This is a genomic window from Streptomyces sp. NPDC003077 (assembly GCF_040611095.1).
Lineage (GTDB): Bacteria > Actinomycetota > Actinomycetes > Streptomycetales > Streptomycetaceae > Streptomyces.
Genome location: NZ_JBEXNM010000132.1, coordinates 1 through 8,450 on the forward strand (window position 1 = coordinate 1; position 8,450 = coordinate 8,450).

At 74.2% G+C, this 8,450-nt stretch carries 4 protein-coding genes; 1 reads left to right on the forward strand and 3 read right to left on the reverse strand.

Translation table 11 applies throughout. From position 1 onward, the window contains the following. Positions 1–217: 217 nt before the first annotated feature. From ABZX96_RS37760 to ABZX96_RS37770, 3 genes are all read right to left on the reverse strand, one after another. Positions 218–1,414, reverse strand: a complete 1,197-nt coding sequence (locus tag ABZX96_RS37760; protein WP_355554125.1) for an ALF repeat-containing protein — start codon at positions 1,412–1,414, stop codon at positions 218–220. A gap of 155 nt (positions 1,415–1,569) precedes the next feature. Further along, complete coding sequence (locus tag ABZX96_RS37765) at positions 1,570–2,787, reverse strand: helix-hairpin-helix domain-containing protein (protein ID WP_355554128.1); 1,218 nt, start codon at positions 2,785–2,787, stop codon at positions 1,570–1,572. Further along, complete coding sequence (locus ABZX96_RS37770; RefSeq protein ID WP_355554131.1) at positions 2,784–6,533, reverse strand: DNA polymerase III subunit alpha; 3,750 nt, start codon at positions 6,531–6,533, stop codon at positions 2,784–2,786. The genes ABZX96_RS37765 and ABZX96_RS37770 overlap by 4 nt, the downstream gene beginning before the upstream one ends. 782 nt (positions 6,534–7,315) lie before the next feature. Between ABZX96_RS37770 and ABZX96_RS37775 the strand changes: the two genes are divergently transcribed. Then, the gene (locus ABZX96_RS37775; RefSeq protein WP_355554134.1) at positions 7,316–8,377 is read left to right on the forward strand and encodes an ABC transporter permease; all 1,062 of its coding nucleotides are present in this window, start codon (positions 7,316–7,318) and stop codon (positions 8,375–8,377) included. Positions 8,378–8,450: the final 73 nt, after the last annotated feature.

Here is an 8,450-nt window from a genome sequence, read left to right on the forward strand (position 1 = left end):
GGCGGCGGGGTGCGGGCCGGTGGGCGCGGATGCCGGGGTGCTTCCGCGTCCGTGGTGGGCCCGGGCGCGAAACCGCCGGACACGGCGGCCCGTCCGTCCGGCCGTCACATGCCCGGGAGCCGGGTCGCAAACGAACCCGCCCGACCGGCCTCGTCGGGGGCGGACGCGGCGACCGTGCCCGCAGGACGACCGCGACCGGCTCCCACCCCCGTCATCCTCAGCTCTCGTCCCTGGCCCGGCGGCGGATCGCGAGCACCAGGCCCACACCGCCACCGAGCGCGGCAACCCCGCCACCGGCGGCCCAGGACAGGGCGCCGTCGGCACCGGTGGCGGCGAGCTGGGAGTTGGTGGCAGTGACGGTCCCGTGGTCCGCAACCTTGGCGGTGACGGGCCGCGCGCCGGCCGACTCACCGGACTTCTCCTGTCCACCGGCGCCAGGCGTGCCGCCCTCACGGTCCGCGCCCTTGCCGCCCTTACCGGCGGCGGGCTTGTGCGCCTTGGCCGCGTCCTCGTCCTTCTTCTTGGCCGCGTCCTCGTCGTGCTTCTTCTTGGCCGCCGCCTCGTCCGCCTCGTCCTTGGCGCGGGCCTCGAACCGGCCCGAGTCGAGGAAGCGCTGAACGTCCTCGGGGGTGCCGTTCAGGGCCTTCTCGCCGGCCTCCTTCACGTGCGGACCGCCGGCGGACACGATCTGGGCGGCCCGTACCCGGTTGTCGAGGGCACGGGCCGTGTACTGGCCGACGGCAAGGAACTGCCGGACCGCCTCGATCCCGCCGTCCATCGCCTTCTGGGCGGCCTCTCGCACCGACGGGCCGCCCACGCTGGCGATCCGCATGCAGCGCACCCTGTCGTCCGCCTCACGGGCCAGGTACTGACCGGTCTTGAGGAAGTCCTCCTCGACCTGCGGGTCACCGGTCCGCAGCGCCTTCACCGCTTCCTCGCGGAGCTTGGTCCCGTGCCCGGCGACGGAGATGATCCGGGAGATGGCGATCCGGCGGTCCACCTCGCGGGCTTGGTACTGGCCTTCCTTGAGGAAGCGGACCTGGTCCTCGCGCGAGCCGTTCAGCGCCGCCTGCCCCGCTTCCGCGAGGCACGAACCGCGGTCGGCGACGGAGATGATCCGCGCGATGGCGACCCGGTCCCGCTGAACGGGGTCCGCGTACTCGTCCTCGTCGTCGTCCCGCGTGTCCTTCGCGGCCTTGCCCGCGCCCTCGTCCCGCCGGACCGGTTCTTCCTTGTCCGTACGCTCCCCCGACGCGCTCCCCGCCGTCTCGTCCGCGCTCTCGTCCGCGCCCTTGTCCGGCGCCGACACGGCCGGGTCGTGGGCGGCCTCGGCGGCGAACGCCGGTGAGGAGAACAGCACGGCCGGCGCGAGGGCGGCAGCCGCGACGAGGGACGAGACGCGGGACAACTTCATAAGCGATGACCTACTTTTTCGCATGTCAGTAGTAAATAAAACGTGAAGACATCCTAAATGATGTGCTGCAAGTTCTTCACTACGGGCCACCACCGCCTCACTCCGGCTCCACCACGCCCCTCCCCCGCCTCACCCCGGTTCCGCCGAGGGCGGCCTCACCCCAACTTCGCCGCCGGGCGTACCGCGGCCTCGCCGAAGCGGGCCCGCGCCCGGTCGACGGCGGCCTCGATGCGCCGCGCCTTGTCGTCCGCCGGGTCGAACATGAGCTGGTGGGTGGCGAGTTCGGCCCGGCACAGGCCCTCCGCCCGCAGCCCCACGGCCCGCACCCGGGCCCGTTGCAGGCCGAGGGCGGCGTGCAGCGCGTACGCGGCCTCGGTCAGGGCGGGGCCGTGCGCGGTGGGTTCGGTCAGCCGCCGGGTGCGGGTCGTGGTGGAGCGGTCGGCGTAGCGGACGGTGAGGGTCAGCGCGCGGGCCACCTGGCCCTCGCCGCGCATCCGGGACCCCAGGTCGTCGGCCAGGGTGAGCAGCGCGCGGCGGCGTCGTTCCTCGTCCAGTTCGTCGTACGGGAAGCGGTGTTCGGCGCCCATCGAGCGGGCGGACGCGTTCGGGGTGACCGGCGTGGGGTCCACCCCGCGCGCCCGCTCGTACACCGTCCGGCCGGTCTTCGCGCCCAGGATGCGCTGGAGCGTCGCGGGCGGCGCGGCGGCGATCCGGCCCACGCTGTCCAGCCCGTACGAACACAGCGTGCGCGCGGTCGCGGGCCCGACGCCGTGCAGCGCGGCGGCCGGCTTGCGGGCCAGGAAGGCGGCGACGGCCTCGGGTTCGGCGGGGACGGCCCGCACCTCACCCGGGGGCGCGGCCTGCGCCGCCATCCGGGCGAGCGACGGGTTGGCCGCGATCCCGATGGTGCAGCGCACGCCGTGCCAGGCCAGCGCCCGCAACCGGACCAGTTCGGCGATCCCCGCCGCGTCCCGCCCGAAGTACCGCTGCGCGCCACGGGTGTCGGCCAGCGCCGCGTCCGGCGGCAACGCCTCGACGACGGGGGTGAACTGCTCCAAGAGCTCGATCAGTTGGGCGTAGGTCTCCTCACCCAGAGGTGCGTCACCGTCGCCCCGGAAGCGGACGTACAAGGTCCCCGGCGCGCCCCGGAGGGGAGCGGAGGCGGTGGACGCGACGGCGGCCCCGGCCCCCGGCTTGGCGACCGGCCGGGCCCCTGACGTGGCGACGGCCGGCCCGGCACCCGGCCGGGCAGCGGACGCGGCCGTCCCCGCCGCGCGCCGCCGGAACCCGGCCGGGAGGGACAGGGCCGCGTCGATACCGGTGCCGCTACCCGCATCGGTGTCGGTGTCGTACGTCCTCCGGGCGGCGGTCATCCCGCGCTCCCCGGGCTGTAGTGCCCCATCACCTTGCGGCTGGGCAGGGCGGGTTCACCCGCGGGCCGCAGATCGGCCCACGGGTGCAACTCGTAACCGGTCTCCAGCCGAATGGTCCGCCCGGAGCCGGAGCCCGGGGCAGGCCCGCCATCACCGGAAACCGGCGCGGCACCCAACGGATCGGGCACGGCACCGAACGGATCGGGCACGGCGGCGGACGGAGCGGACGCGTCGCTGAACGAAGCGGACGCACCGCCGGACGGAGCAGGCACACCGGCAGACGGAACAGAGGCACCAGCAGACGGCCCAGGCCCAGGCACGCCCTCGCCCATCCCACTCCCCGCACTCCCGACCACGTTCCCGACCACACCCCCGTCCACGTCCACATCCACGCCCCCGTCCCCGTCCGCATTCCCAGCCCCGCCCCCAGCCGCCAACCGCTCGGTAACCGCGGCCAACCCACCCTCACGCCGCAGCTCGGCAAGCTCGGCGAGGTTCCAGGCGGCGGCGCCCACCACGCTGAGGCTGCGCGGTCCGCGCCGCTGGACCGTGCCGCGGACGAGCAGCAGCCAGGAGTGGAAGACGGTGTGCGCGCAGGCCGCGTGGGAGTCGTCGAAGAAGGCGCAGTCGATCAGGCCCGTACTGTCGTCGAGCGTGGTGAAGATGACCCGGCGGCCGGAACGGATCGGCGGGGTCTGGGTGGCCGCCTTGGCCCCGGCGACCAGCACCGTCTCACCGTGCCGGGCCTCGCGCAGCCGCTTGGCCGACAGCGCGCCCAGCTCGGCGAGGAACTCCCGGTGGTCGCCCATGAGGTGCCGGGAGGCGTCCATGCCCAGGACGCCCAGCTCGGCGCTGAGCCGTTCGACGTCACTGAGATCAGGCAGGCCGATCGGTTCGACCGCCGCGGCCTCCTCGGCGGTGCCGCCGTCCACCAGCGCGAGCTGGCCCGCGGACGCGCCGCGCTGCCGGGCGTGGAGTTCGGCGAGGTGCAGCAGCAGGTCGCGGCGGTTGGCGCCGAAGGCGTCCAGAGCGCCGACGCGGGCGAGCCGTTCGGCCACCGGGCGGCCCGGGCGGGCGCGCTGCCAGAAGTCCTGGAGCGAGGAGTACGGCTGTCCGGCCGCGATCCGTTCCGCCTCGGCCTCGCTCATCCCGTGCACGTCCCGGAACGCGAGCCGCAGCCCCCACACGCCTTTCCCTTCTTTCCCGCACACCAGTTCGATTCGATGAGCGACCGCCGACCGGTTCACGTCCAATGGCAGCACCGGCACCCCCCGCCGCCGCGCGTCCGCCAGCAGCAGCCGCTTCGGGTACATCCCCGGGTCGTGCGTGAGCAGCCCGGCGTAGAAGGCCGCCGGGTGGTGGGCCTTCAGCCAGGCGGACTGGTACGTGGGCACCGCGAAGGCCACCGCGTGCGCCTTGCAGAACCCGTACGAGCCGAACGCCTCGACGATCTCCCAGGTGTGCGCGACCACCTCGGGCGCGTACCCCCGGGCCGCGGCCCGCTCCACGAACCAGGCACGGGCCCGGCCCTGCCACTCCGGCTTCGAGAGGGCGCGCCGCTTCTCGTCGGCCTCGCCCCGGTCGCAGCCGGTCATGATCCGGAGGATCTCGATGATCTGCTCGTGGAACACCACGACGCCGTAGGTCTCGCGCAACGCCTCCTTCAGGTCGGGGTGCGGGTAGCGGGCGGGTTCGCGGCCGTGGCGGGCGGCGATGAAGGGCCGCACCATGTCGGCCGCGACCGGGCCCGGCCGGAACAGCGAGATGTCCACCACGAGGTCGTGCAGGGTGGCCGGCTGGAGCCGTCCCACCAGGTCGCGCTGGCCCGGCGACTCGATCTGGAAGCAGCCCAGCGTCTCGGTGGAGCGGATCAGTTCGTACGTGGCCGGGTCGTCCGGCCGCACCTGCGCCGGGTCGTCGAGATCGACCTCGCGCCCGGTGGCCCGCCGGATCTCGGTGACCGCGTGCGCCATCGCCGACTGCATCCGCACGCCCAGCACGTCCAGCTTGAGCAGCCCCATCTCCTCCACGTCGTCCTTGTCGAACTGCGCCATCGGGAACCCGTCACCACTGGTCGGCATCACGGGCGTGCGGTCCAGCAGCGTCGCGTCCGAGAGCAGCACCCCGCACGGGTGCATGGCGACGCCGCGCGGCAGCCCGTCCAGCGCCTCGACCAGCTCCCACATCCCGGGGTGCGCCGACGCGTCCACCCCGCGCAGCTCCGGCAGCTCGGCCAGCGCCGCCCGCGCGTCCCGGGCGCGGATGTGCGGGAAGGACTTGGCCAGCCGGTCCACCTCGGCCGGGTCCATACCCAGCGCCGCGCCCACGTCCCGCACGGCGTGCCGGACCCGGTAGGTCTCGGGCATGGCGACGGTCGCCACCCGCTCCGCGCCGAAGCGGTCGAAGATCGCGCGGTAGACCTCCAGGCGGCGCGCGGACTCCACGTCGATGTCGATGTCCGGCAGCACCGCGCGCCGCGTGGACAGGAAGCGTTCCATCAGCAGCCCGTGCGCGACGGGGTCGGCGTGCGCGACGCCGAGCAGGTGGTTGACCAGCGACCCGGCGCCGGAGCCGCGCGCGGCGACCCGGATGCCCAGGTCACGGGTGTCCTCGACGACCCGGGCGACGGTCAGGAAGTACGAGGCGAAGCCGTGGAAGTCGATGATGTCCAGCTCGTGGTGCATCCGCTCCCAGTACGCGCGGTCGCGGTCGTAGCCGCGCAGCACCATCCCGGCGGCGCAGCGCGAGCGCAGCACCCGGGAGGCGGTGCGTCCGGCGGCCCCGACCAGGCCCGGTTCGGGGAAGTGGACGGTGCCGAGCCCGAGGTCGTCCTCGGGGTCCACCCGGCAGGCCGCCGCGGTCTCCTCGGTCATGCCGAGCAGCCGGTGCGCGGTCCCGCGGCCCAGGCCGGCGGCCTCCGCGACCCGCCCGGCGATCCGCGTCATGGCGTCCGTGTCCTTGAGCCACCGCTCGCCACCGTCCCGCGCCTCGGGGCGGTGCCGGTCCACCGGCACCAGGCGGCGGGCGGAGTCCAGCACGTCGGCGACCGGGCCCTGACCGGGGTCGGCGTAGCGGACGGCGTTGGTCAGGACGGCCCGGACGCCCTGCTCGACGGCGAAGCCGAGGGTGCGGGCGGCGAGCCGGAGGGAGCCGGGGCCGGTGCCCGTACGGCCGTGGTCGACGACCTCCAGGCGCAGCGCGTCGCCGTACAGCTCGCGCCAGGGCGCGAGGAGCCGGGCGGCCCGGTCCGGACGCCCGGCGGCCAGCGCCCGCCCCACCTCGGAGTCGGGCCCGAGCAGGACGGTCACCCCGTCGGCGTACGCGGCCAGCGCATCCCACGGCAGGACGGGCCGCTCGCCGCCGCCCGCGTGCGCGGCCGAGACCAGCCGGCACAGCGCGGCCCAGCCGGCCGCGCCGTCCCGGGCGAGGAAGACCGCGCGGGCCGCCGACTCGTCGACGAACGCGCCGCCGCGCACGGGGGTGCGCCGCCGGACGGTACCGGCGCGGGGGCTCCCGGACGGCTCCGGCGCCGGCCGGACCGCCAGGTCCGTACCGAACAGCGGGCGGACGCCCGCCTCGGCGGCGGCCTTGGCGAACCGGACGGCGCCGGAGAGGCCGTCCCGGTCGGTGAGCGCGAGGGCGTCCATGCCGCGTTCGGCGGCACGCTCGGCCAGCCGCTCCGGATGCGAGGCGCCGTACCGCATCGAGAAACCCGACGCGGCGTGCAGATGCGTGAAGCCTGGCATCCGCGCCTCCTGCCGTTCGAACACCCCCTGACCGGTCCTGTCTCCCCCGTCCCGTTCTCCCACCATAAGCGATTTTCGAACGTCCGTACGAATGCCGATACGGGCGCCACCTTGCCGCCCACCTGGTACGGCGGCCCCACGGCGCCGTGAGCGTCCGAACGGCGTTCGAACACCTCCGCCCTTTCCCCGGCCTCACCAGAACTTCGGACACCTCCAGCTCCCTCACCCACCTCCCCTTCCGGGGCGTTCGAACGCCCCGGCTCCCCTTTGCGCCCTTTCGACTTTGCGCCCTTTCGACTTTGCGCCCTTTCGACGCATTCGAACGGCCTCGACCGCCCCCTCCACCCTTCCGGAGCGTTCGAACAGCCTCGGTCATCCCCGACTGCCACCTCCCCCCAACCACCCCACTCCGGCGACCACCCCGGGGACACCCCACCCCTCCGAACGCCCCAGGAATCGGCCGTCCGGCACCCCCTTTGCGCCGAACAGCCCGCCCGGCCTGCGCTCCCACGCCGCGCATCACAAGATGTGGGAGTTATCGGACAAATCTCTGTTTGAACGGGCGGAAGCTGGATCACCCGCAGGCACCAAGACGGACGGATCACCGGCAGAGCAAAAGGACCACCGGCAGACCACCGGGCGGACGCAGACCGAAAAGACCACCGGAAAGACCACTGGAAACACCACCGGAAAGACCACCGGACGGACACGAACCGGAAACACCACCGGATACCGACCACCGGACGCACACCACCACCGGACGACTGGGCGAGGAGTGGCACATGGCCACGGCGGACCACGGGGACAACGGCAGCCGCACCACCTTCCTGCAGGAGCTGAAGGACGCGGTCAGCGTGCGGGCGGCGCTGCTGATGATCGGCGTACTGGCCCTGACGGCCCTGTTCATCGCCTCGTACACGGGCGCCTTCCACTCCCCCAAACCGCGCGACATCCCCCTCGCGGTGGTCGCCCCCGCCCAGGTCGGCGACCAGGTCGTAGAGCAGTTCGACCGGCTGCCGGGCTCCCCGCTGAACCCGCGCACGGCCCCGACCGAGGCCGACGCGGTCCGGCAGCTCAAGCACCGCGACCTCGACGCCGCGCTGATCGTCGATCCCCGGGGCCGTACGGACCGGCTGCTCGTCGCCGGCGGTGCGGGCACCGCGCTCTCCCAGGCGGTGGAGACCGTCGTCACCAAGGCCGAGAAGGCGCAGCAGCGCACCGTGCGCACCGAGGACGTGGTCCCGGCCGACCCGAACGACGCCCGCGGCCTGTCGTCCTTCTACCTGGTGGTCGGCTGGTGCGTCGGCGGCTACCTGTGCGCCGCGATCCTGGCGATCAGTTACGGGGCCCGGCCCTTCACCGTCCGGCGGGCCGCCATCCGTCTCGGGGCGCTCGCCCTGTACTCGATCCTCACCGGGCTGGCGGGGGCGATCGTCGTCGGCCCGATCCTCGGCGCGCTGCCGGGCAGCGTGTACGGGCTGTGGGGGCTGGGGGCCCTCATCGTGTTCGCGGTGGGCGCCGCCACGTTCGCCTTCCAGGGGATGGCCGGGATCGTCGGCATCGGCCTGACGATCCTGGTCATCGTCGTGGCCGGCAACCCGAGCGCGGGCGGCGCCTTCCCCTACGCCCTGTTGCCGCCCTTCTGGCAGGCCATCGGCCCCTCGCTCCCGCCGGGCGCGGGGACCTGGGTGTCGCGCTCGATCGCGTACTTCCACGGCAACGCGGTACTCGGCCCGCTGCTGGTACTCGCCGCGTGGGCGCTGGCCGGCACCGTCCTCACCCTCGTCTTCGCCTCCCTCCGCAAGGGACGGGAGGCGATCAACCGGTCGGAGGTCCGGCAGTGAGGTGAGCGACAGCGGCGCACAGCACGAAGGCGAGAGTGGGCTCCGGTGCGGGGCCGCTCCCGGGAGCGGCCCC

Excerpts from the sequence above, each read along its gene's own strand:
- ABZX96_RS37760 (WP_355554125.1), bottom strand. The coding sequence starts at position 1,414 with ATGAAGTTGTCCCGCGTCTCGTCCCTCGTCGCGGCTGCCGCCCTCGCG.
- ABZX96_RS37765 (WP_355554128.1), bottom strand. The coding sequence starts at position 2,787 with ATGACCGCCGCCCGGAGGACGTACGACACCGACACCGATGCGGGTAGC.
- ABZX96_RS37770 (WP_355554131.1), bottom strand. The coding sequence starts at position 6,533 with ATGCCAGGCTTCACGCATCTGCACGCCGCGTCGGGTTTCTCGATGCGG.
- ABZX96_RS37775 (WP_355554134.1), top strand. The coding sequence starts at position 7,316 with ATGGCCACGGCGGACCACGGGGACAACGGCAGCCGCACCACCTTCCTG.